Here is a 22,516-nt window from a genome sequence, read left to right as displayed (position 1 = left end):
TTAGCCCAACAGCTCACGCGCATGACGACGCGTGGTGTCGGTGATAGTGGCACCGCCAAGCATGCGAGCAACCTCTTCCACTCGATCTGTTCTGCCTAAGGCTTGGACCTGAGATACGGTCTTATCGGCCTGTTGAGACTTGCTAACCTTAAGGTGATGATTTCCTTGTGCTGCTACTTGCGGTAGGTGGGTGACACACAATATTTGGTGTGATTGGCCTAGTTGATGCAAGAGTTTGCCAACAGTTTCTGCTACGGCACCACCAATGCCGGCATCTACTTCATCGAAAATCAAAGTGGGCGTAAATGAGGCTTTGCTCGTGATGACGCTAATGGCTAAGCTAATGCGTGCCAACTCACCGCCTGAGGCGACTTTAGCTAAGGATCGTGGCGTGCTGCCAGCATGACCGGCTACCAAAAATTCAATTTGCTCTAAGCCGTTTGAGCCGCCTTCATTGAGCGGAACTAGTGCAATCTCGAGCTGACCGCCAGCCATGGAAAGGTCTTGCATGGCATCGGTAACCAGCTTACCTAACTCTGCAGCTGCTTTGCTGCGTTTTTGTGAGAGCTGCTTTGCAATCTTTTGATAAGCGGCTTCTTCAGTTTTTACTTTGTCCCGCAGGGCATCAATATTTTGGGAGGCTGTTAGAGCCTCTAAACGCTCAGAGGTATCTAGCAACAACTGGGGTAGCGCATCCGCTTCGGTCCGATATTTTCGAGCGGCACTGTGGAGCGCCTGCATACGCTCTTCCACTTGTGACAATCTCGCCGGATCTAAATCGACTTTTTGTAAGTAGCGGTTAAGACCGTGAATTGCTTCATCGAGTTGAATCTGTGCGGATGCCAAGGCCTCGCTAATCGTGCTCAGCGCTGGATCATGTTCTGCCAAAGCACTGATATTGGTAGAGGTCTTTGATAGTGTGGACTCTACTGAACTTTCTGCATCACTCAAGCTGTCGATCGCCTCTTGGCAACCGCTAATGATTTTGGCGCCATTCGCTAGGCGGGCATGTTCACTTTGAATGCCACTCCATTCGCCTTCTATTGGAGAGAGTTCGGTAAGCTCTTCTAGTTGCCACTCCAGACGCTCTCGCTCTCGCTCAATATCTTGGCCCGCATTTTCAGCTTGCTCTAAACGGCGACGGGAGTCGTTAAGGGTTTTAAAAGATTGCGCTACTTCTATTGCCAGGGAAAGCAGTCCAGCGTGACGATCGAGCAACTCTCGTTGTGCGCCGCCCTTGAGAAGCAGCTGGTGAGCATGTTGACCATGGATATCTACCAACTGGTCGCCAGCTTCACGTAATTGCGTCACTGTAGCAACGCTACCATTAATAAATGCGCGGCTACGACCATTCGCCTCAACCGTTCTTTTGAGTAATAGGCTTTGCCCATCATCCTCTAATGGAAATCCTTGATCGTCCAACCATTGCTTGAAATGCGGGACTTGTTCTAAATCTATTCTGAAGTGCGCAGAAATTTCTGCGCGATTTGCACCTTCACGAATTTGGCTGCTATCTGCGCGCTCACCTAGTACGAGGCTGAGTGCATCTAGAAGGATCGATTTACCTGCACCAGTTTCGCCTGTGAGGACGGTAAAGCCACTCGCAAAATCTAGTTCCAGTTGATCGACGATGACAAAGTCACGAAGAGAGATAGTTTGAAGCATGGTTTAGCGTAGCAAAAAATACGACATCAAAATGTCGATGGATATTCATTCCAGTGAAGCTTCTCGCGCAAAGTCTTGTAGTCACTATGGCTGCGGGGATGCAGGAAAGTAATGGATTTGCTAGATTGGCGCACTTCAATCTTGTCACCACTTTGCAACTCTGTTTGAGACTGCATATCAAAGTTCACAATCACCTCACGACCATCCACTACCTCAATGATAGTTTCGGAATCTGCTGGCAATACGATTGGACGATTGGATAGCGAGTGCGGTGCAATTGGCGCTAACAAGATACCTGCAACACGCGGATGAAGAATGGGGCCGCCAGCAGAAAGGGCGTATGCAGTAGATCCGGTAGGTGTAGACACTATCAAACCGTCAGAGCGTTGGTTGTACATAAACGAGCCGTTAACATGCACGGCTAATTCCACCATCCCTGAAATTCCAGAACGATTTACCACTACATCATTGAGTGCCAGGGCGCGATTGATTTCTTTGCCATGACGCAATACCACGGCATCTAAAAGTGTTCTGGTATCCGCTTCATATTCTCCCGCAATAATTTTCGGGAGAATGGTTTGCACCGACTGAATAGGAATATCGGTCATGTAACCCAGGCGACCCATATTGATCCCGACCAGTGGAACATGCATGCCTGCCAATTGGCGGCCAATGCCCAGCATGGTCCCGTCACCACCTAAGACAACGACTAAATCAATTGCTCCGGCAAAGTCTTCAGCCACCTTGGTTGGAAAGCCTGTCAGCTTGAGGTGTTCAGCTGTAGCCGCCTCAATAAAGACCTCACAGCCCAGTTCAGAAACCAGTTTGGCTAGGTCTTTAAGGCGCTCCTCAATCCCGTCAGCCTGAAATTTGCCGACAAGCGCAACGCGGCTAAATGCCTTATTGGTGGAATTTGGGGATGGGCTTAACATATAACGATTAAACCATAGGCATAAAATCCCTTCCACCATGGATGAACGTTCCCGCGCCTTACTGAAAACCCTCATCGAGCGCTATATCGAGGAGGGTCAGCCTATTGGCTCTCGTACCCTCTCGAGGTTCTCAGGTTTAGACCTTTCTGCGGCCACGATTCGCAATGTCATGGCCGATCTCGAGGATATGGGTCTAGTCACTAGCCCGCATACCTCAGCAGGCCGTATTCCGACGCCAAGAGGCTATCGTTTATTTGTCGACACCATGGTAACGATTCGTCCTTTGGAAGAAATTGCCGCCCGCGAGGTAGAAAAAGGGCTTTTGCCGGATTCACCCCAAAGGGTGCTGAACTCTGCCGCCCAAATGCTCTCCAATCTGACCCATTTTGCTGGGGTAGTGATGACGCCCAAGCGTGCTCAGGTTTTTAAACACATTGAGTTTTTGCGTCTAGGCGAAGGCAAGATTTTATTAATCATGGTCACGCCTGAGGGTGATGTGCAAAACCGCATCCTACCTACAACCCAGGATTACACCCCGAGTCAGTTGGTCGAGGCTGGTAATTTCATTAATGCGCAGTTTGCTGGAAAAAGTTTTGATCAGGTACGTTTACATCTGAAATCCGATCTCGATAATTTACGGACAGATATTTCAGGTTTGATGGCCTTAGCATTACAAAGTGGCGTGGCAGAGTATGACCTTAGTGGTGGTGAGGTTGTGCTCTCCGGTGAGCGTCGCTTACTCAATGTAGGTGATCTGAGTTCTAACCTAGACAAGCTTCGTAAGATGTTTGATATGTTGGAGCAAAAGTCTGTGCTGATGCAATTACTTGATGTATCTAGTCACGCGGATGGTATTCAAATATTTATTGGTGGCGAGAGCGATCTCTTGCCCTATGAAGATTTAGCAGTCATTAGTGCGCCGTATAGTGTTGATGGCCAAATCGTGGGAACACTTGGCGTGATTGGTCCAACGCGCATGGCCTACGACAGAGTGATTCCGATTGTAGATATCACCTCTAAATTATTATCTGGCGCACTAAGCTCCTAAGTAGCATTTACAAATTAATCACTAGAGACACATTATCTTGAATCCGAATCCTCACTTAAGAGCCTCAAAGACTGCAGTGCTGTTACTCAATTTGGGGACACCTTCTGCCCCCACGCCTAAGGCTGTCAGAGCTTATCTCAAAGAGTTTTTATCGGATCCTCGTGTAGTGGAGATTCCACGCATTATTTGGTGGTGTATTTTGAACGGCATTATTTTGCCGATTCGTAGTAGTGCCTCTGCTAAAAAATATGCCTCAATTTGGTTGCCGAAACTAGGCTCTCCTTTGATGCATTACTCACGCTTGCAGACCAAGGAACTTGGTGAAAAATTTGCCCATCAAGGCCATACCGTTTTAGTGGATCTAGCAATGCGCTATGGCCAACCGTCAACGCAAGTAGCCTTAGAGAGTCTTAAGGCACAAGGCATGGAGCGTTTATTGCTATTGCCTTTGTATCCCCAGTATTCAGCTACTACTACTGCTTCCAGTTTTGATGAAGTGTTTCGAGTCCTTGGAACTTGGCGCGATCAGCCAGAGTTGCGTTTGGTTAAACACTATCACGATAACGCTGCTTATATTGATGCCTTGCGCGATCAAGTGCTCAATAGTTGGGACAAAGATGGGCGCCCGAATTTTGCGGCAGGCGATCGTTTTGTGATGTCCTTTCATGGTTTACCAAAACGCAATTTGATGAAGGGTGACCCTTACCATTGTGAGTGTTTAAAAACAGGACGTTTATTGGGCAAGTCTTTGGGTTTAGAGTCTGGCCAATATTTAGTCACCTTTCAGTCGCGCTTTGGAAAGGCTGAATGGTTAAAGCCGTACACAGCACCAACGATAGAAAAGTTAGCCAAAGAAGGGTGTCAGCGTATCGACATCTTCTGCCCTGGCTTTCCAGCGGATTGCTTGGAGACGCTTGAAGAGATTGCGATGGAGGCTCGAGAAATTTTTCTAGAGCATGGTGGCAAAGACTATCGTTACATTCCTTGTCTGAATAGCAATCCCAAGTGGATTGATGCCTTAAGTGATATCGCCTATCAGCACCTCATGGGTTGGTCATTGGGCACGGAGTCTGAAGCAGAATTAGCAAAGCGTAATGAAAGAGCGGAAATAGCCGAAAGAAGTAAGACTTGAAATTCTATAAACCAGCCCCATATTGCAATCAGTAGCCCTTCTTATTTAAAAGTGAACTAGCGTCTATGACACAAGAAAACCAAAACCCAAATCCAGAGCAAGAGAATGTTGAGCAAGCTCAGGCTGATAATGCTGAGGCGGCGACTCCAAAGACGCCGGAGCAAGAGATTGCCGAGCTCAATCAACAATTGACTGAGATGCAAGATAACTATCTGCGCGCCAAGGCTGAAGGTGAAAATATTCGTCGTCGGGCAGTTGAAGATATTGCGAAGGCACATAAGTTCGCCATTGAAAGCTTTGCCGAACATTTGGTCCCTGTGACAGATAGTCTTTACGCTGCCCTGGGTACAGATGCTGGAGATGCAAAAGCCTTTAAAGAAGGCCTAGAAATTACGCTCAAACAACTGATCTCCGCCTTTGAAAAAGGCCGTATGACTGAAATTAACCCTGCAGTAGGGGATAAGTTTGATCCGCACCACCACCAGGCAATTGCTTCTGTTCCTTCCGAACAAGACCCTAATACCGTGGTCTCGGTGTTGCAACGAGGTTATACGGTGGCTGATCGGGTCTTAAGACCTGCTTTAGTGACGGTTAGCGCACCTAAATAAGGGCTTTTTAGAGGGTAAAACCCTCAAAAACCCCCAAAAAGTATAAAAAAGGCAGATTTCTGCCTTTTTTGCTATTTCAGCCCTTGAAATCTACTTTTTGAGCCCCATTTACAGGGTATCGATTTATTCATAGCCGTACAGAAGAATTTAAATAAAACAAGGTAGTTCTTAATTTTTTGGAGCCATTATGGGAAAGATTATCGGAATCGACTTAGGAACCACCAATTCGTGCGTTTCAGTCGTTGAAAACAATGCACCTAAAGTTGTCGAGAACGCCGAAGGCGGTCGCACAACACCATCCATCATTGCTTATGTTGAAGATGGCGAAGTATTGGTTGGCGCGCCTGCAAAACGTCAGTCCGTCACCAATCCTAAAAACACCATTTACGCTGTGAAGCGTTTAATGGGTCGTAAATTTACAGATCCAGAAGTACAAAAAGATATTGGCCTGATGCCTTACGCGATTATTCAAGCGGATAACGGTGATGCTTGGGTTGAAGCACGTGACAAAAAAATGGCACCACAACAGGTGTCCGCTGAAATTTTGCGCAAGATGAAAAAGACTGCCGAAGATTACCTCGGCGAAGAAGTCACTGAGGCAGTGATTACGGTTCCTGCTTACTTCAATGACAGTCAACGTCAAGCTACTAAAGATGCTGGCCGTATTGCTGGTTTGGATGTTAAGCGCATCATTAACGAGCCAACCGCTGCTGCATTGGCATTTGGTCTAGACAAGCAAGACAAGGTTGATCGCAAGATTGCGGTGTATGACTTGGGTGGCGGTACATTTGACGTATCCATCATTGAGATTGCAAACGTCGATGGCGAGAAGCAGTTCGAAGTGCTCTCCACTAACGGCGACACATTCTTAGGTGGTGAAGACTTTGACCAACGCATCATCGATTGGATCATTGCTGAGTTCAAGAAAGAGCAAGGCGTTGATTTGAGCAAAGACGTTTTGGCATTGCAGCGTTTGAAAGATGCTGCTGAGAAAGCCAAGATCGAGTTGTCATCTGCTCAGCAAACGGAAATCAATTTGCCTTATGTGACGGCTGACGCTAGCGGTCCAAAGCATTTGAACTTGAAGCTGACTCGCGCTAAGTTAGAGTCATTGGTAGAAGAGTTGATCAACCGTACTGCTGGTCCTTGTTTAACTGCTATTAAGGATGCTGGCGTTAATGTCGCTGATATCGACGACGTGATTTTGGTTGGCGGTCAGACTCGTATGCCTGCGGTTCAGGACAAAGTAAAAGAAATCTTTGGCAAAGAGCCACGTAAAGACGTTAATCCGGATGAAGCGGTAGCTGTTGGCGCTGCAATTCAGGGTTCCGTATTGTCTGGCGATCGCAAAGACGTATTACTATTGGACGTAACTCCATTGTCATTAGGTATCGAAACCTTGGGTGGCGTGATGACCAAGATGATTCCTAAGAACACCACGATTCCTACTAAGCATTCACAGGTTTACTCTACGGCTGAAGATAATCAGCCTGCGGTAACCATCAAGTGCTTCCAAGGTGAACGTGAGATGGCTGTTGCAAACAAGTTGTTAGGTGAATTTAACCTCGAAGGTATTGCGCCTGCACAACGTGGCATGCCACAAATTGAAGTGACCTTTGATATTGATGCCAACGGTATTTTGCATGTCACCGCAAAAGACAAAACCACTGGTAAAGAAAACAAGATCACCATCAAGGCGAACTCTGGTTTAACTGAAGAAGAAATCCAGCGCATGGTTAAAGATGCTGAAGCCAATGCTGCTGAAGATAAGAAAGCCTTGGAGTTGGTAACAGCACGCAATACTGCTGATGCTTTGGCTCACTCAACCAAGAAAGCCTTAGAAGAGCACGGCGCAAGCTTAGAGGCTTCTGAAAAAGAAGCAATCGAAGCGGCCTTGAAGGAGTTGGACGAAGCCATCAAAGGTAGCGATAAAACCATTATCGAAGCTAAGACCGAAGCTTTGGGCAAAGCAAGTCAGAAGTTGGGTGAAAAAGTGATGGCAGCCGAGCAGGCTAAAGCTGGTGGCGCTGCCGCTGGTGAAGCGCCTGGTGCAGCAGCTGGAGTAGCTCCCGATGCTGATGTTGTCGATGCTGACTTTAAAGAGGTTGACGATAAGAAATAATTCTTCATCAGACATTTCACTAAGGTATTTTTGAAGTACTTAAATAACAAGTCGGCCTCGTGCCGACTTGTGTCATTCAGGTTGTTGAGAGGAATAGGCTGTGCCTAAAAGTAAACGCGATTATTACGAAGTGCTTGGTGTAGCAAAAGGTGCCAGCGATGAAGAACTAAAAAAAGCCTATCGCAAGATGGCGATGAAGCATCATCCTGATCGCAATCCCGATAGCAAAACATCCGAGGCTCAATTTAAAGAAGTTAAAGAAGCCTACGAAACACTTACGGATCCGAATAAGCGTGCTGCTTATGATCAATATGGTCATGCTGGGGTAGATCCATCCATGGGTGGCTTCGGCGGCGGTGGTTTTGGTGGTGGCGGTGGATTTGCTGATGCCTTTGGCGATATCTTCGGTGATATTTTTGGTCAAGGTGGCGGCCGTCATGGCGGTCCGCAAGTCTACAAGGGTGCTGACCTACGCTACAACATGGATATCAGCTTAGAACAAGCTGCCGATGGATACACCACCCAAATTCGGGTACCAAGCTGGAGTAATTGCAAGCCTTGTCACGGCACTGGTGCTGAGCCAGGCAGCAAGGCAGAAAAATGCACGACCTGTGATGGGCATGGTCAAGTCCGTGTGCAGCAAGGCTTCTTCTCCATGCAGCAAACTTGTCCTAAGTGCCGCGGCACCGGCGAGTACATTCCTAAGCCATGCAAAACTTGCCATGGCAGCGGTAAACATAAAGAACAAAAAACCCTTGAGATCAAAATACCAGCCGGTATTGATGATGGCATGCGCGTGCGCTCTGTTGGTAATGGTGAGCCTGGCATTAATGGCGGTCCATCCGGTGATCTCTATGTAGAAGTTCGCGTGAAGCCACACAAGGTGTTCGAGCGTGATGGCAGTGATCTGCATGTGCAAATGCCAATCTCGTTTGCAACTGCAACGATTGGTGGAGAAATTGAAGTGCCTACTTTATCGGGTCGTGTAGAGTTTCCGATTCCAGAGGGCACGCAAACTGGTAAGACATTCCGCTTACGCAATAAAGGAATTAAAGGCTTACGCTCATCTTTAGTGGGCGATCTGTTTGTTCACGTCTTAGTAGAGACACCGATCAAGCTGACAGATGAGCAGAGAAAATTGCTACAGAAATTTGATGACAGCCTGAAGTCTGGGGGCGATAAACACAGCCCTCAACAAAAGGGTTGGTTTGATGGCGTAAAAAGTTTTTTTAGTTAAGCGCTGTTAGCCAGCAAAGCCGTATTCGGGTCCGGGAAACTTCCCGGACTTCACTTCTCTGACGTAAGCTTTGATCGCAGCCTCGATAGAGTGCTGGCCATCCATGAAGTTCTTTACAAACTTCGGCGGCTTGCCTGGGCTGATCCCCAACATATCTTGCAGTACTAATACTTGACCAGAACAATCTGGGCCTGCACCAATTCCAATAGTAGGAATATGCAGTTCGGCAGTAATTCTTTCGCCCAGGGATGAGGGAATAGCTTCAAGCACAACCATTTGCGCACCGGCATGTTGGCAAGCAAGCGCTTGCTCGAGCATGATGCTGGCTGAATCCTTAGATTTGCCTTGTACCTTATAGCCACCCAAAAGATGGACTGATTGGGGGAGTAAGCCAAGATGAGCACACACTGGAACGCTGCGCTCTACTAAATACTGAATAATTTCAACTTGCCAAGGACCGCCACCTTCCAGCTTGACCATGTCAGCGCCAGCGCGCATCAGTTCAGCAGCAGACTCTAGGGCTTGCACAGGATCGCCATAGCTAGCAAAGGGTAAATCCGCAATTAAGAAGGCATGTGAGTTAGCCCGTGTCACACAAGTGGTGTGGTAAGCCATCTGCTCAATCGTTACCGGGGTAGTGCTGGTTTGTCCTTGAATGACATTGCCCAATGAATCACCAATCAGAATGACTTCAATGCCGCAGCGATTGAGTAGTGCTGACATTGTGGAGTCATATGCCGTCAGCATCGTAATTTTCTCCCTCTCAGCATGCATTGAGAGGAGCTTCGTAATCGAGATTGGCTTATCGCCCTGTAAGTAACCCATGGCGTGAGTTTAATGAATTAATGCGCCGATTGGCTATAAACCGGTTTTTCCCCGCAATTGCAGTTGCGGCAGGGGAGTTTGTCAATGCGCTGGTGCGCTACTTTAGGCAAATAAGCCTTTAATTCCCCAAAATCAGGAAGGAAAAAATCGGGAGCAATTTCTAAGAGGGGGAGCAGTACAAATGATCGCTCGGTAATTCTAGGGTGCGGCAGCATGAGCTCAGTTTCATTTTGAGTTACGCCTTCAAAAGAAAGAATATCAAGATCTAATGTACGGGGCGCATTGGTATAAGGGCGTTCACGACCAAATTCTTGCTCCACTGCTTGGCATACGTGCAAAAGACCATAGGGTGACAGCTGGGTATCAATTTCAATAACGGCGTTTATGTAGTCGCCGCCAGCAGCTTCAACGGGCGCGCTTTGATAAAAACAGCTTTTAGCTAGAATTTGTAATTCGCAGCGTTGCGCAAGGCAGATGATGGCGTCAGTGATGAGCTGACGCGTATCGCCAATGTTGCCGCCAAATCCAATATAAGCACGTGCCATACGATTCCGAATCTGTGATGAAACTACTTTACAGAAAATTTTGGAAACGTGCTTAGCTTGGCTCGCCCATGGAAGGGGTTTCTGGTGTGGCGGATTTTGGTTTACGGCGACGACGTCGTTTGGCTGGGGAGGCGCTATTACCAACGGCATTTTTGGCGCTAGCCATTAAAGCGTCCTGTCCATCAGGGTCGGTGGCAATAAAGTCGGTCCACCACTGTCCTAGAGCAGGGTCTTTTTCACCAGTTCCGCAACGCAGAAGTAGGAAGTCATAACCCGCTCTGAAGCGAGGGGATTCAATGAGGCGATAGGGGTAACGGCCTACACGTTTCTCAAAACGGGGCTGCATAGACCAAATTTCACGCATATCACTTTCAAAGCGACGCTGGATGACCATACCACTGCTTTGAGTAGCAATCGTATCGTCCATAGCATCTTGAAGTGCAGGCAAGTTGGACATCCCTTTGGCTATATTGGCATTCCAATTTTTCAGGAGATCAGGCCAAAGCAGTGTGGCAAACAAGAATCCTGCCGAGACACTTTTGCCAGATTGGATGCGTTGATCTGTATTTGCAAGCGCTAACTTAACAAAATGATTGGCATCTTTAGAGCCTTCACCACTATCCAGAATATGATCTAGCAAAGGCAAGACGCCGTGATGCAAGCCCGCCTCGCGTAGACCCTGAATAGCAGCCCAGGAATAACCGGACATCAAAAGCTTGATGATTTCATCAAACAAACGCGCCGCTGGAACATCCTGCAATAAGGCGCTTAATTTAGCGATCGGCGCACGTGTAGCAGTCTCTAAAGTAAAGCCTGTTTTAGCGGCAAAGCGAATTGCTCTGAGCATGCGAATTGGATCTTCGCGATAACGCTTAGTAGGATCACCAATCATCCGTAAAGTCTTTTTCTGAATATCAGCCATACCGCCGTGATAATCGAGTACGGTTTCAGAAGAAGGGTCGTAGTACATAGCATTGATACTGAAATCGCGTCGTGCAGCATCTTCACCCTGAGAACCCCAGACGTTATCACGCAGAATGCGTCCGCTTTCTGCAACATGGTCACCAGCGTTATCCAGCAAGGCCCTAAAGGTCGAAACCTCAATGATTTCTGGATGGCCCTTACCAAAAAAGGTCACGTGAACGATTTGAAAGCGACGCCCAATTAAACGTGCTTTACGAAACAGTTTTTGTACTTGATCGGGAGTTGCGTTGGTCGCCACATCAAAATCTTTTGGGCCTATACCTAGAACCAAATCCCGTACTGCACCACCTACGATAAATGCTTCATAACCAGCTTGTTGCAGGGTATGTGTGACCTTTACCGCATTTTTAGAAAGGAGGTGCGGATCAATTCGATGGGTTTTTTTAGGAATTCGCTTAGGTGCGCCAGTATTGTTTGCTTGCGTGTGTTGGACCATAGGGTCACGACGCAAGATGCGTTTAATAAATTTAGTGATCATGCGAATAACTCAAGAATAGGCCAATTGCGTTTTTGAGCTTCACTGCGCAAACGATCATCGGGATTGGTGGCGATAGGATGGCTGACCTTTTCTAATAATGGAAGATCATTCATCGAATCCGAATAAAAATAACTACGTGGCAAAGTATCTAGGGCAAGTTTTCTAGCGGCTAGCCAGTCATGCAAATTACTAATTTTGCCTTCCCTGAAATTGGGAATGCCTTGCACCTCGCCTGTGAAGCTGGCGAGAGGGTGATTGGTGGCGGTTGCGGGTTCGGTGGCTATTAAGTGCTCAATCCCAAAACTCTCCACAATCGGGCGGGTCACAAAGCTATTAGTAGCAGTGATTACACAACATAGGTCGCCTGCATCTTGGTGGCGTTTCACTAGATCAATCGCTTGTTGGCGTAATTGCCCGTTAATAACTTCTTTCATGAAGGCATCGTGCCACTCTTTAAGTTGCTCACGGGAATGTTCAGATAGGGGCTTTAAAGCAAAGCGTAAGAATTCTTGAATATCTAGCTTACCGTCTTTGTAGTCTTGATAGAAGCGTTCGTTTTGTTTCGCGTAGTACTCGCTGTCTACCACACCAATGCGCGCCAGAAATTGACCCCATTCGTAATCGCTATCGCAGGGTAAGAGGGTGTGATCTAAATCGAACAGGGCTAATTGGGTCACAAATGAATCTTTAATAAATTATTTTGGCTGCAAGAGCTCGCGCACTAGGGGCAAGGTTACAGCACGTTTTGTTTCTAGAGAATAAGCATCTAAAGCATCAATTAGGGCCATCAAATTCGGCATATCACGATAGAAGCGGCTCAGTAGCCAAGGTAAAACATCTGGTGATAGCACTAGGCCGCGTGCTCCTGCTGCTTGTTCCAAGGCTTGTATTTTCGCATCATCGTCTAATAACTCTGTCTGAAATACCAGACCCCAGGCTAGACGGGTGCGTAGATCTTCTCTGAGTTCTAAGGCTGCTGGGGCAGCTTTACCCGCCATAAATATATGAATAGCTTTGCTCGCTTGCACCCCATTGAGTATCCGAAAGAGTGCTCCAACCAAGCGCTCATCGAGGCGATCAACATCATCTGCGGTAATCACCGAAGGGCTATCGCTAGAGGCTAAAGCAGCCATATTTTCTTCTAGGCGCACCCAAGATGCAGGCTCTTGAGGACTTAAACAAAAGGCCTTAATACCAGCGTCGGCGGCAGCATTTGCAATTGCTTCTAGTAAGTGCGTGCGTCCAGATCCTGCTGGGCCCCACCAATACATCCAACGCTGATTCAGAGGGTGAGTGTGAGTATTGCTCGCTTGCTGCCAGGACTTACTTAAGTCTTGCAAGCTAGAGATCAAGGCCAGATCTTTTCCTGGTAGATAGTTTTCTAGACTTGCTTTGGGAGTATGACTTAGGTCTAGAGCAAATTGTTTTGGCAGCGGGGTTTTATTCATTACAACGAAATCTACTTTTGATACCAAGAGCTTTGCGTATAGAGAGACCAAGCGTATTGAACTAAGACCATACTAACGGCGCTGATTGGCAGCGCTAGTAGCACTCCAAAGAATCCAAATAACTTGCCAAAAAATAGCAAAGCAAATAACACGCCAACAGGATGCAGGCCAATGCGCTCGCCTACCAAACGGGGGGTTAAGAAAAAGCCTTCAAGAAATTGGCCAAGTCCAAAGAGGGCCAATACACCCAGAATTTCAGGGCCTGGGCCAAATTGCAGAAGCGCAGAAAGCGTGGATAGCGTCAAACCAATAGTGATACCAACATAAGGGATGATGATCATGATTGCAGTAAATACGCCGAGCGCCGCAGCACCTTTTACACCAATCAAGCTTAGACCGGCGCTATAGAAAATGGCCATGATGGAAATCACAATCAACATGCCACGCAAGTATTGCGATAACAAACCATCGGTGTGCATCGCCAGGTGATGCACAGTTTCTTGCGCGCGATTTGGAACCACTTTTTTTATGAGGGCAAAAAATTGATCCCAATCGATGAGTAGATAAAACATGACAAAAATAATCAAGACCGCATTAACAAATCCTGCAATCACCGAACTGCCTGATACGAGCACGGTTTCGATAGTCGAATTCATGAGTGCATCGGCGTTATCGTTAATGTGCTCGGTAATTTTGTGAGTGACGTTCGCCTTAAGGGTGCTCCAGTCTATATTCATATGGAGTTGCTCTAGTTTTGGGCTAAGCCAAGACTGAGTGTTAGCAATCCATTCTGGAAGTTGGGTTTTGATCAGCGGGATCTCATATTTGAGAAGGCTGATCAGCAGGCTGAAAATGAAAAAAATGAGCCCTAGGCCAATCAGCATGGAAATCAGGGCGGCCAGTGCCCGTGGGATGCGATGGCTCTCAAGCCACAGGCAAACAGGGCGTAGGACGTACGCCAGAATGAATGCCGCGAGAAAAGGGGTAAAAATTTCAGCCATTGCTTGTAATCCTCTAGAATTCAATGATTCTACTGACCCGGTAGCATTTTTTACTAAATTCCGACTCAAATATGACTTCTTCAAGCAATTCGCCATCAAAAGGCCTTTCCTACCGTGACGCTGGTGTCGATATAGACGCTGGAGATGACTTGGTCGACCGCATCAAGCCCTTGGCTAAGAAAACCATGCGGGAAGGTGTTTTAGCGGGTATTGGTGGCTTCGGAGCGCTTTTTGAGGTGCCTAAGCGTTATAAAGAGCCTGTTTTGGTTTCTGGCACAGATGGGGTGGGAACAAAACTTCGTTTGGCCTTTGAATGGAATCGTCATGACACCATCGGCCAGGACTTGGTTGCCATGAGTGTGAACGACATTTTGGTCCAAGGTGCTGAGCCCCTCTTTTTCTTGGATTACTTCGCATGCGGAAAATTGACCGTCGATACTGCTGCCACGGTTGTTGGTGGTATTGCTAAGGGTTGCGAATTGTCTGGTTGCGCATTGATTGGTGGCGAAACTGCTGAAATGCCTGGCATGTATCCACCAGGGGAATATGACTTAGCCGGTTTTGCGGTGGGCGCAGTTGAGAAATCCAAAATTATTACTGGTGCTCGCATTGTTCCCGGCGACACCATCTTGGCAATCGGTTCCAGTGGCGCACATTCCAATGGTTACTCTTTAGTCCGAAAAATTATTGAGCGCGCTGGTGCTAAGCCGAGTGATGACTTAGGTGGTCGCCCTCTCGGTGATGTCGTGATGGCGCCAACCGAAATTTATGTAAAGCCACTCTTAAAGTTGATTTCAGAAATTGACGTCAAGGGAATGGCGCACATTACTGGTGGTGGCTTGGTAGATAACGTTCCACGTGTTCTCCCAGAAAATACCCAAGCTGTTTTGCATCGCGACAGCTGGCAAATGCCAGAACTCTTCCGTTGGTTACAAATGAAGGGTGGTGTAGCTGATGCTGAGATGGTCCGCGTATTTAACTGCGGTATTGGTATGGTGGTGATTGTGTCTCCTGACCAAGCAGATACAGCAATCAAATCATTGACTGCACAAGGCTTAAAAGCATGGACAGTTGGTGAAGTGGTAGATCGTCCTAAAGACGCACCTCAAACTATTGTTGTTTAAAGCAACTTACTTTAAATTCGCTTTGCAGTAATCTAAAGCCGCCTTCAATTCAGATGGATTGAAGGGGTCAAAAGTTTTTCTTCCGGCAATAGCGCGCAGCCAAGTGAGCTGGCGTTTACCAAGCTGTCTCGTAGCAGCTAAAGCTTTGTAACGCATTTGCGCCAAATCTATTTGCCCATCAAGATATTCCCAAACTTGGCGATAGCCTACTGAGCGAATGGCAGGTAAGTCAGCATGTAGGGCGGTATTTTTTCGCAAAGCTTCTACTTCTTCCATTAAGCCACCTGACAGCATTTCATCAAAACGTTTTTCGAGGTTGAGATGTAGGCGTGCTCGATCACTAGGCTCAAGAGAAACTAAATTGATCCATGGTGGAATTGCAGAACCCTCCCGACCATCTTCGCTGGGGGATTCAGCCAATAGAGTGGACATTGGCTTACCAGTAATCTCAAAAACTTCTAGTGCACGTTGCACTCGTTGGGAGTCATTCGGCATGAGGCGTGCGGCAGTCAAGGGATCTACTTGCGAGAGTTGCATATGCATTGCTGGCCAACCGATGGCTTTGGCTTGTTCTTCCAGTCGAATACGAATCTCGGGGTTTGCTGGGGGCAGGGAGGACAAGCCATGAGCCCAGGCCCTCCAATACAACATGGTTCCACCAACCACCACTGGAATATTGCCTCTACTGCGAATCTCTTCACAAAGACGTTTGGCGTCTTTCGCAAAGCGCGCTGCTGAATAGACTTCAGTGGGTTCGAGAATATCAATGAGGTGATGTACTACCGCTGCTTGTTCTGCCTTAGTCGGTTTTGCGCTACCAATATCAAGACCGCGATATACCAGCGCAGAATCCATGCTGATGAGCTCAATATTGAGGCCAATAGATTTCGCATGCTCAGCCAGAGACATTGCTAAATGGGTTTTGCCTGCACCAGTAGGACCAACAATGCAAATTGTTGAAAAAGGCTCTGATGATTGCATAGGCTGAATGTGGGGTTCAGTTTGCATGCCCCATTATAAGAGCCTGTTAATATCCTTATCAAACCAATATTTGGAGTTCAAGTTGATTGATGCACTGATGCAGTTAGGCGATTTATTACTTCACGTTGACCGTCATTTAGACGTCGTGATTCAGCAATATGGTGCCTGGGCGTATGGCTTGTTATTTGCTATTGTGTTTGCCGAGACTGGTTTGGTGGTTGCACCATTCTTGCCGGGAGATTCTCTCTTGTTTATTGCTGGTGCGTATTGCGCCACAGAGCATTTCAATGTCTGGACCTTGACCATTGGTCTTTTGATTGCTGCGGTTGCCGGTAACACTGTGAACTATTTCATTGGCCGCTGGATCGGACAAAAAGTATTTAGCAGTCAATCGCGCTGGATTGATCAAAACGCTTTACGTAAGACCCATGCGTTCTATGAGAAGCATGGCGGCAAGACCATTATCTTGGCGCGTTTTTTACCGATCATTCGAACTTTTGCGCCATTTATTGCTGGCGTATCAGAAATGAATTTCTCACGCTTCCAGTTTTTCAATATCACTGGCGCTGCACTTTGGGTATTTGGTTTAGTTATTGCCGGATATTTCTTTGGCAATATTCCAATCATTCGCCAAAATCTGAATGTGATCGTCTTAGTCGGTGTTGGCGCTGCAGCTATTCCGGTTGTGCTGGCTGCTCTGTATAAGATTTTCCAGCGCAAGCAAAAGTAAATCAATAGCCAAACTGCATACTAAAAATTAGTGCAGTTTGGTTTGACTTTCTAAAGTGGCGATGTGCTCACGAATATCGCTAGCGTCTTCAGCCCCCGGTGCTTCACTCAGATAGTGATGCATATCTGCCAAGGCTGGACGGAAATATTCCAACTGCGCAAAGATCAGGCCTCGGTCGCGAATCTCTTCTACAGAGTCTGGCAATAGGATGACTAGGCGCTCCTGAATGCCTAGTAGTCTTTCCCAGCGCTCATGTTCTGAATAAATCATTTTGAGGTTTCTCAAAAAGCGCGAGAGAATTTCTCGAGAGCTAGAAGCCCGTAAGAACACATTCAGCGGTAAGCTGAGTTCACCACGATAGCCTTTGGCATCTAGATAAGGATCTAACATCTCTTGTAGCTGATGCTTAGAGAGGGATTCTCCTGTCAGGGGATCCATGATGATTTCACCTTGTTGCAGAGAGATGCGCATCATGAAGTGATTCGGAAACGATACACCTCGAATCTTGAGCCCAATTTGATTGCCAAGCTCCATCATCAAGATCGCCAATGAAATGGGAATGCCTCTACGATTCTCTAGGATGTAATGCAGGTAAGAATTTTCAGGAGCGTAGAAATCATTTGGGTTTGGACCAAAGCCAAGCTCGGTATAAAAGAAATGCTTCAGAATTTGCAGGCGCTGAATAGGGGATGTATCCGGTGTAATGCGGGTTTTGAGTTTGTTGCCCATCTCATCAATTTGATCGAGGACGCCTTGTACATCCAAGTCAGGATAGGCGTGCTGAGCAACTGCAATCGCCGCCTCGGTTAAAGGCAGGTGTTCGTCTTCAGCAACTAGGGAGGTGAAATAGTCGAGTTGTTGTGTTGGCATACAAGCTATTTTGCATGACGCAAGAATTTTTGCCAGCGAATTCCAACTAAAGCTAGGGATGCAAAGTAGACAATGGCTGCCAATGCTAGCCATCCGGCTAGCAAGCCAATCCGAACCCAAGGCTCCGCCTGGAGAGCAATCCAATTATGGGCACTGGCGGCATAAAACAGAATTCCTGCCAAGGGAATCAGCGCCAAGAACAATTGCCCCAAATACTTCGCCCATGCAGAATCAGGAAGCGCCCCGCGTTTGCGTAAGCCAAACCAAAGCAATGCCGCATTGAGGCAGGCCCCAGTTCCCACGGAGAGCGCTAATCCTGCGTGCCCTAGCCAGGGTACAAATACCAGGTTGGCCAACTGAGTGGCTACCAGTACAAGCAAGCCAATTTTGACGGGTGTACGAATATCTTGGCGGGAATAAAAACCTGGCGCCAGAATTTTTACCAAGATGAGGCCGATGAGGCCAACGCCATACGCAGCGAGCGCGCGCTGTGTCATCAGGACATCGAGCGCATTAAATTTTCCGTAGTGATACAGAACTGCTGCAATAGGCTCGCCGAAAATAAACAGTGCAATCGCACAAGGCGCTGCTAGCAAGAATGTTAGTTGCAATCCCCAGATGAGCAGTTCGCCGGCATGTAACAAATCATTTTTGGCATTCGCCTTGCTTAAGCTAGGCAGTAGAACTGTGCCCAGGGCAACGCCAAGCAAAGCGGTAGGAAACTCCATTAAGCGATCAGCATATGAAAGCCAAGAAACACTCCCTGCTTGTAAGCGTGATGCAATATTGGTGTTGATGATTAATGAAATTTGCGCAACGGATACCGCAAACACCGCAGGCCCCATCAGTTTTAAAACGCGTCTTGCATCGGGATTGCGAATGGCGGACTTGATGGCGCCGGGTAGTAGCCCAACGCGTGGCAATAGGCCTAAGCGAGATAACGCTGGAACCTGAATTGCTAACTGCAGCACACCGCCCAAAAGCACACCAATACTCAAGGCGTAAATCGGCTGCTCTAGATGTGGCGCCAAAAAGACGGCCGATCCAATGAGGGCGAGATTGAGTAAAACCGGGGTAAAGGCGGGAATGGCAAAACGCCCAAAGGTGTTCAAAATCCCGGCAGATAGTGAAACCATGGAAATTAACCCGATATAAGGGAACATGATGCGGGTCATGACAACGCTGGCCTCATAGGCTGGACCGCCACTAAAGCCTGTGGCAATCACCAGAATGAGCACTGGGGCGCCAATCACGCCGAGCAATACCGTGAGCAGCAAAGCCCAAAATAAGAGGGTGGCGACCGCATTTACGAGGATTTGGGCCTGTTTTTGGTCTCCATTGCTGGAAATTTCACCCAAAATCGGCACAAAAGCCTGAGAAAAGGCCCCTTCAGCGAATAATCTGCGCAGGAGATTCGGTAGTCTAAAAGCCACATTAAAGGCATCTGTCCACTCGGAGGCCCCGAAACTACGGGCTATTAGGGTCTCCCGGAGGAGGCCCGTAATACGGGAAAGCATGGTTAGGGAACTAACCTTGGCGGCAGCAGAAAGCAGATTCATGAGCCGATTTTCCCCTATTTATCAGGCAACTGGGCTTTTTTGCCCCTTTAATGTAAAATCTTGGGTTTTGGTGAGCTGGCTTACAAATCCGGCGTATCCGACAAGATTTTCAACTAATCGCATTTTGCAATTTATAGAGGCAAGGTTTAAAGATGGCCAATACAGCACAAGCGCGCAAGCGCGCACGCCAGGCAGTAAAACAGAACGAGCATAACTCCAGCTTGCGTTCAAAGCTCCGCACATCCATTAAGGCTGTTCGTAAAGCGATCGACACTGGTGATAAAGCAGCTGCTGCAAAAGTATTCGCAGCAACTCAAGCAACAATCGACAAGATTGCCGATAAAAAGATTGCGCACAAAAATACTGCTGCTCGTCAGAAGTCACGTTTGTCAGCAGCCATTAAGGCGATGGCAGCGTAATTTAGTAATTGTTGTAGGCTGGTCGAATAGATTTCGACCTATGCCCGCTCCTGATCAGAGCGGGTTTTTGTTTTTAGGGCTAGGTTTGGGGTTTGGGTTCAAACTCACATGCCTCTTCGATCGGTAGGCTGTTGTCTTTGGCAAAGTTCATCACAAAGTCCAGCGCTCTTGGATCGAGATCACCTAGTCTGGTATCAATAACAACGCATTTCACTTTTGCAATCAGTACAGGTCTGACGTAGGGCGAGTAAGTGAAGCGTGGGTCTCCAGAATCTCCTGGAGGGCGAAAAGTAGCCATCACCCCGCACAGACGCTCCGCCCAATCACTGGGCCGAAAAGGCTTGCCAGAAGTGGTAATGCCTTGAATGAAAAGCTTTTTGTGGTTCAAGTTGGCTTCGGGATCGTGGTAGAAATAAGTGGTATTTAGCCCTCTAGCTTAACAGCCCGAGTTGGCCGTAAGATGACTTTAGGATCTATTTTCGTGCAGTCGAAAGCTTTGAGAAAAAAATGCAAGCTAAAACTTTAGTAGAACGCTCAACTATGACTTCTCTGGCAAAGCCTCAAGTGCCTGGTCAGGTCAAGCACTACCTCCAGTTTTCAGACCTGACTCGTGAAGAGTACGAGTACTTGCTCAAAAGAACGGCTTGGCTCAAATCCAAATTTAAAAGTTACGAGACTTGGCATCCTTTGCATGACCGTACCTTGGCAATGATTTTTGAAAAGCATTCCACGCGTACACGCCTTTCCTTTGAGGCAGGCATCCACCAGCTTGGCGGCCATGCGGTATACCTAAACACCAGAGATACCCAATTAGGTCGTGGCGAGCCTGTAGAAGACGCTGCGCAGGTTATTTCTCGGATGACCGACATCATCATGATTCGTACCTTTGGTCAGGAAATTATTGAGCGGTTTGCAGCGAACTCTCGTGTGCCAGTAATTAATGGACTGACCAATGAGTTTCATCCTTGCCAAGTCCTTGCCGATATCTTTACTTACGTAGAGGCGCGCGGCCCCATTCAAGGAAAAACAGTGGCTTGGGTGGGTGATGCCAACAATATGGCTTACACCTGGATACAAGCTGCCGAGTGTTTAGATTTTCAATTTCGTTTCTCTGCACCAGCAGGGTATCAACTCGACTCCAGTCGTCTAACTGATAAAGCAGCGAAACATTTAACCGTATGTGCCGACCCTAAAGACGCTTGTAAGGGTGCTGATTTGGTCACAACCGATGTATGGACCAGCATGGGCTATGAAGATGAAAATACCTCACGCATGAAAGCATTCCAAGACTGGATGGTTGACGAGGAGTTAATGGCGGTAGCAAAACCGGATGCCTTGTTTATGCATTGCTTGCCAGCGCATCGCGGAGAGGAAGTTTCTGCTGAAGTGATTGATGGCCCACAAAGTATTGTTTGGGAAGAAGCAGAAAATCGCCTACATGTTCAAAAGGCCTTGATGGAGTACTTGCTCTGCGGTCGTCTGGAATAAATAGTTTTTCAAGTATTGATTGAGTTTTGTAATTTGTTTTGATTATTTTTTGATTGAATAGAAAACATGTCTGATATTAAAAAAGCAGTATTGGCTTATTCCGGTGGTTTAGATACAAGCGTGATCTTGAAGTGGCTTCAAGATACCTATGGCTGTGAGATTGTGACTTTTACGGCTGATTTAGGTCAAGGCGAAGAGTTAGAGCCAGCACGCGCCAAGGCTTTGCAGTTTGGTATCAAGCCAGAAAATATTTTTATCGATGACTTGCGTGAAGAATTTGTACGCGACTTTGTATTTCCGATGTTCCGTGCAAACACTATCTATGAAGGCGAATATTTATTAGGCACTTCAATTGCCCGCCCTTTAATTGCCAAGCGCCAAATTGAAATTGCGCGTCTGACAGGTGCAGATGCTGTATCTCATGGAGCAACCGGCAAAGGTAACGATCAAGTTCGCTTTGAGTTGGGTTACTACGCATTAGAGCCAGGAATCAAAGTAATTGCCCCATGGCGTGAATGGGATCTGCTCTCCCGTGAAAAACTCATGGCCTATGCTGAAAAGCACGGTATTCCTGTGGAGATGAAGCACAAGCAAGGCGGCTCACCTTATTCAATGGATGCCAACTTACTGCATATCAGTTACGAAGGTCGTCATTTAGAGAATCCCAATTCCGAAGCTGAAGAGTCCATGTGGCGTTGGACCGTTTCTCCTGAAAAAGCACCTGATGCCCCAGAAATTATTGAAATTGAATTTAAAGCAGGTGACCCCGTTGCGATCGATGGAAAAGCCTACAAGCCCCATGACTTGTTAGCAGAGTTAAACCGCATTGGCGGCAAGCACGGCATTGGCCGCTTGGATCTGGTGGAAAACCGCTTTGTTGGCATGAAGAGCCGTGGCTGTTATGAAACCCCTGGCGGCACCATTCTTCTCAAGGCGCACCGCGGTATTGAAAGTATTACCCTTGATCGCGAAGTAGCCCACCTGAAAGATGACTTGATGCCACGTTATGCAAGTTTGATCTATAACGGCTTGTGGTGGTCGCCTGAACGCATTGCTTTGCAAACCTTGATTGATCATACGCAGCAGATGGTGAATGGTGTAGTTCGCTTGAAGCTCTACAAGGGTTCTGTGTCGGTGATCTCGCGTGATTCAGCAAATACTTTGTTTGATCAAAACATCGCTACCTTTGATGATGACGGCGGCGCATATAACCAGGCTGATGCTGGCGGCTTTATTAAGCTTAATGCTCTGCGTATGCGTATTGCAGAAATCGCTAAGCGTAAGCGTGCTAAGAAATAACGAAATAAAAAACCTAAATTT

The 22,516-nt window shown here is 47.3% G+C and carries 22 protein-coding genes; 10 read left to right on the top strand and 12 right to left on the bottom strand.

Annotation, left to right across the window (positions count from 1 at the left end; translation table 11 throughout):
• Nucleotides 1–1,665 (bottom strand): DNA repair protein RecN, encoded by a 1,665-nt coding sequence (gene recN / locus ICN47_RS08180; RefSeq protein ID WP_216219442.1) that lies wholly within the window; start codon nucleotides 1,663–1,665, stop codon nucleotides 1–3.
• A 26-nt stretch (nucleotides 1,666–1,691) separates the two neighbouring features.
• Nucleotides 1,692–2,597 (bottom strand): NAD kinase, encoded by a 906-nt coding sequence (locus ICN47_RS08175; protein ID WP_216219441.1) that lies wholly within the window; start codon nucleotides 2,595–2,597, stop codon nucleotides 1,692–1,694.
• Nucleotides 2,598–2,634: 37 nt separating this feature from the next.
• On the opposite strand from ICN47_RS08175, the gene hrcA reads away from it, so the two are divergent.
• The 5 genes from hrcA (at nucleotide 2,635) to dnaJ (ending at nucleotide 8,744) form a co-directional block, all read left to right on the top strand.
• Entirely contained in the window at nucleotides 2,635–3,645 is a 1,011-nt protein-coding gene (gene hrcA / locus ICN47_RS08170; protein WP_216219440.1) for a heat-inducible transcriptional repressor HrcA, read from the top strand.
• Nucleotides 3,646–3,676: 31 nt separating this feature from the next.
• Entirely contained in the window at nucleotides 3,677–4,777 is a 1,101-nt protein-coding gene (hemH, locus tag ICN47_RS08165) for a ferrochelatase (RefSeq protein WP_370626295.1), read from the top strand.
• A 65-nt stretch (nucleotides 4,778–4,842) separates the two neighbouring features.
• Nucleotides 4,843–5,385 (top strand): nucleotide exchange factor GrpE, encoded by a 543-nt coding sequence (grpE, locus tag ICN47_RS08160; RefSeq protein WP_216219438.1) that lies wholly within the window; start codon nucleotides 4,843–4,845, stop codon nucleotides 5,383–5,385.
• Nucleotides 5,386–5,572: 187 nt separating this feature from the next.
• Complete coding sequence (gene dnaK / locus ICN47_RS08155; RefSeq protein ID WP_216219437.1) at nucleotides 5,573–7,507, top strand: molecular chaperone DnaK; 1,935 nt, start codon at nucleotides 5,573–5,575, stop codon at nucleotides 7,505–7,507.
• A gap of 100 nt (nucleotides 7,508–7,607) precedes the next feature.
• Complete coding sequence (gene dnaJ, locus ICN47_RS08150) at nucleotides 7,608–8,744, top strand: molecular chaperone DnaJ (protein WP_216219436.1); 1,137 nt, start codon at nucleotides 7,608–7,610, stop codon at nucleotides 8,742–8,744.
• Nucleotides 8,745–8,750: 6 nt separating this feature from the next.
• On the opposite strand, the gene panB is transcribed toward dnaJ, so the two are convergent.
• Genes panB through ICN47_RS08120 form a run of 6 tightly spaced genes read right to left on the bottom strand, consistent with a single transcriptional unit; the run spans nucleotide 8,751 to nucleotide 14,025 of the window.
• Complete coding sequence (panB, locus tag ICN47_RS08145; protein ID WP_216219435.1) at nucleotides 8,751–9,569, bottom strand: 3-methyl-2-oxobutanoate hydroxymethyltransferase; 819 nt, start codon at nucleotides 9,567–9,569, stop codon at nucleotides 8,751–8,753.
• 17 nt (nucleotides 9,570–9,586) lie between these two features.
• Complete coding sequence (gene folK, locus ICN47_RS08140) at nucleotides 9,587–10,114, bottom strand: 2-amino-4-hydroxy-6-hydroxymethyldihydropteridine diphosphokinase (RefSeq protein ID WP_216219434.1); 528 nt, start codon at nucleotides 10,112–10,114, stop codon at nucleotides 9,587–9,589.
• Nucleotides 10,115–10,166: 52 nt separating this feature from the next.
• Nucleotides 10,167–11,576, bottom strand: coding sequence for a polynucleotide adenylyltransferase PcnB (pcnB, locus tag ICN47_RS08135; protein WP_216219433.1), 1,410 nt, complete (start codon nucleotides 11,574–11,576; stop codon nucleotides 10,167–10,169).
• Entirely contained in the window at nucleotides 11,573–12,253 is a 681-nt protein-coding gene (locus tag ICN47_RS08130) for an HAD-IB family hydrolase (RefSeq protein ID WP_216219432.1), read from the bottom strand. Before ICN47_RS08130 ends, pcnB begins: the two co-directional genes overlap by 4 nt.
• An 18-nt stretch (nucleotides 12,254–12,271) precedes the next feature.
• Nucleotides 12,272–13,024, bottom strand: coding sequence for a DnaA regulatory inactivator Hda (hda, locus tag ICN47_RS08125; protein ID WP_216219431.1), 753 nt, complete (start codon nucleotides 13,022–13,024; stop codon nucleotides 12,272–12,274).
• An 11-nt stretch (nucleotides 13,025–13,035) separates the two neighbouring features.
• The gene (locus tag ICN47_RS08120; protein WP_216219430.1) at nucleotides 13,036–14,025 is read right to left on the bottom strand and encodes an AI-2E family transporter; all 990 of its coding nucleotides are present in this window, start codon (nucleotides 14,023–14,025) and stop codon (nucleotides 13,036–13,038) included.
• 71 nt (nucleotides 14,026–14,096) lie between these two features.
• On the opposite strand from ICN47_RS08120, the gene purM reads away from it, so the two are divergent.
• Nucleotides 14,097–15,149: a phosphoribosylformylglycinamidine cyclo-ligase gene (gene purM / locus ICN47_RS08115; RefSeq protein ID WP_216219429.1), complete on the top strand. Its 1,053-nt coding sequence runs from the start codon at nucleotides 14,097–14,099 to the stop codon at nucleotides 15,147–15,149.
• A 6-nt stretch (nucleotides 15,150–15,155) separates the two neighbouring features.
• Here purM and miaA read toward each other — a convergent pair whose 3' ends face one another.
• Entirely contained in the window at nucleotides 15,156–16,157 is a 1,002-nt protein-coding gene (gene miaA / locus ICN47_RS08110) for a tRNA (adenosine(37)-N6)-dimethylallyltransferase MiaA (protein WP_216219428.1), read from the bottom strand.
• Nucleotides 16,158–16,227: 70 nt separating this feature from the next.
• Here miaA and ICN47_RS08105 point away from each other — a divergent pair, with 70 nt between their 5' ends.
• On the top strand, nucleotides 16,228–16,860 hold the full coding sequence (locus tag ICN47_RS08105; protein WP_216219517.1) for a VTT domain-containing protein: 633 nt from the start codon (nucleotides 16,228–16,230) through the stop codon (nucleotides 16,858–16,860).
• Nucleotides 16,861–16,887: 27 nt separating this feature from the next.
• On the opposite strand, the gene ICN47_RS08100 is transcribed toward ICN47_RS08105, so the two are convergent.
• Entirely contained in the window at nucleotides 16,888–17,730 is an 843-nt protein-coding gene (locus ICN47_RS08100; RefSeq protein ID WP_216219427.1) for a SirB1 family protein, read from the bottom strand.
• Between the two features lie 5 nt (nucleotides 17,731–17,735).
• Nucleotides 17,736–19,289: a murein biosynthesis integral membrane protein MurJ gene (gene murJ, locus ICN47_RS08095; RefSeq protein WP_216219426.1), complete on the bottom strand. Its 1,554-nt coding sequence runs from the start codon at nucleotides 19,287–19,289 to the stop codon at nucleotides 17,736–17,738.
• 152 nt (nucleotides 19,290–19,441) lie between these two features.
• Between murJ and rpsT the strand changes: the two genes are divergently transcribed.
• Nucleotides 19,442–19,708 carry a 30S ribosomal protein S20 gene (gene rpsT / locus ICN47_RS08090; RefSeq protein WP_068949332.1) on the top strand — a complete coding sequence of 89 codons (267 nt, stop codon included), beginning with the start codon at nucleotides 19,442–19,444 and terminating at the stop codon, nucleotides 19,706–19,708.
• A 79-nt stretch (nucleotides 19,709–19,787) separates the two neighbouring features.
• On the opposite strand, the gene ICN47_RS08085 is transcribed toward rpsT, so the two are convergent.
• Nucleotides 19,788–20,096: a DUF3579 domain-containing protein gene (locus ICN47_RS08085; RefSeq protein ID WP_215365619.1), complete on the bottom strand. Its 309-nt coding sequence runs from the start codon at nucleotides 20,094–20,096 to the stop codon at nucleotides 19,788–19,790.
• A gap of 152 nt (nucleotides 20,097–20,248) precedes the next feature.
• Here ICN47_RS08085 and argF point away from each other — a divergent pair, with 152 nt between their 5' ends.
• Together argF and ICN47_RS08075 are read left to right on the top strand one after the other, a co-directional pair.
• Nucleotides 20,249–21,196: an ornithine carbamoyltransferase gene (gene argF, locus ICN47_RS08080; RefSeq protein WP_216219425.1), complete on the top strand. Its 948-nt coding sequence runs from the start codon at nucleotides 20,249–20,251 to the stop codon at nucleotides 21,194–21,196.
• A gap of 66 nt (nucleotides 21,197–21,262) precedes the next feature.
• Nucleotides 21,263–22,495, top strand: a complete 1,233-nt coding sequence (locus ICN47_RS08075) for an argininosuccinate synthase (protein WP_216219424.1) — start codon at nucleotides 21,263–21,265, stop codon at nucleotides 22,493–22,495.
• Nucleotides 22,496–22,516: the final 21 nt, after the last annotated feature.

Source organism: Polynucleobacter sp. AP-Latsch-80-C2 (assembly GCF_018882185.1).
In the GTDB taxonomy this organism is placed as follows: Bacteria; Pseudomonadota; Gammaproteobacteria; order Burkholderiales; family Burkholderiaceae; genus Polynucleobacter.
Note: the sequence above shows the minus strand (reverse complement) of the source record. Positions and strands in the feature narration are given on the sequence as shown.

Bases quoted from the DNA above. Each gene is read 5' to 3' on its own strand.
- ICN47_RS08105 (WP_216219517.1), top strand. From the start codon at position 16,228: ATGCAGTTAGGCGATTTATTACTTCACGTTGACCGTCATTTAGACGTC.
- murJ (WP_216219426.1), bottom strand. From the start codon at position 19,289: ATGAATCTGCTTTCTGCTGCCGCCAAGGTTAGTTCCCTAACCATGCTT.
- purM (WP_216219429.1), top strand. From the start codon at position 14,097: ATGACTTCTTCAAGCAATTCGCCATCAAAAGGCCTTTCCTACCGTGAC.
- pcnB (WP_216219433.1), bottom strand. From the start codon at position 11,576: ATGATCACTAAATTTATTAAACGCATCTTGCGTCGTGACCCTATGGTC.
- argF (WP_216219425.1), top strand. From the start codon at position 20,249: ATGACTTCTCTGGCAAAGCCTCAAGTGCCTGGTCAGGTCAAGCACTAC.
- ICN47_RS08120 (WP_216219430.1), bottom strand. From the start codon at position 14,025: ATGGCTGAAATTTTTACCCCTTTTCTCGCGGCATTCATTCTGGCGTAC.
- hda (WP_216219431.1), bottom strand. From the start codon at position 13,024: ATGAATAAAACCCCGCTGCCAAAACAATTTGCTCTAGACCTAAGTCAT.
- dnaK (WP_216219437.1), top strand. From the start codon at position 5,573: ATGGGAAAGATTATCGGAATCGACTTAGGAACCACCAATTCGTGCGTT.
- ICN47_RS08175 (WP_216219441.1), bottom strand. From the start codon at position 2,597: ATGTTAAGCCCATCCCCAAATTCCACCAATAAGGCATTTAGCCGCGTT.
- folK (WP_216219434.1), bottom strand. From the start codon at position 10,114: ATGGCACGTGCTTATATTGGATTTGGCGGCAACATTGGCGATACGCGT.
- ICN47_RS08100 (WP_216219427.1), bottom strand. From the start codon at position 17,730: ATGCCAACACAACAACTCGACTATTTCACCTCCCTAGTTGCTGAAGAC.
- recN (WP_216219442.1), bottom strand. From the start codon at position 1,665: ATGCTTCAAACTATCTCTCTTCGTGACTTTGTCATCGTCGATCAACTG.
- rpsT (WP_068949332.1), top strand. From the start codon at position 19,442: ATGGCCAATACAGCACAAGCGCGCAAGCGCGCACGCCAGGCAGTAAAA.
- miaA (WP_216219428.1), bottom strand. From the start codon at position 16,157: ATGCAAACTGAACCCCACATTCAGCCTATGCAATCATCAGAGCCTTTT.
- ICN47_RS08075 (WP_216219424.1), top strand. From the start codon at position 21,263: ATGTCTGATATTAAAAAAGCAGTATTGGCTTATTCCGGTGGTTTAGAT.
- hrcA (WP_216219440.1), top strand. From the start codon at position 2,635: ATGGATGAACGTTCCCGCGCCTTACTGAAAACCCTCATCGAGCGCTAT.
- panB (WP_216219435.1), bottom strand. From the start codon at position 9,569: ATGGGTTACTTACAGGGCGATAAGCCAATCTCGATTACGAAGCTCCTC.
- grpE (WP_216219438.1), top strand. From the start codon at position 4,843: ATGACACAAGAAAACCAAAACCCAAATCCAGAGCAAGAGAATGTTGAG.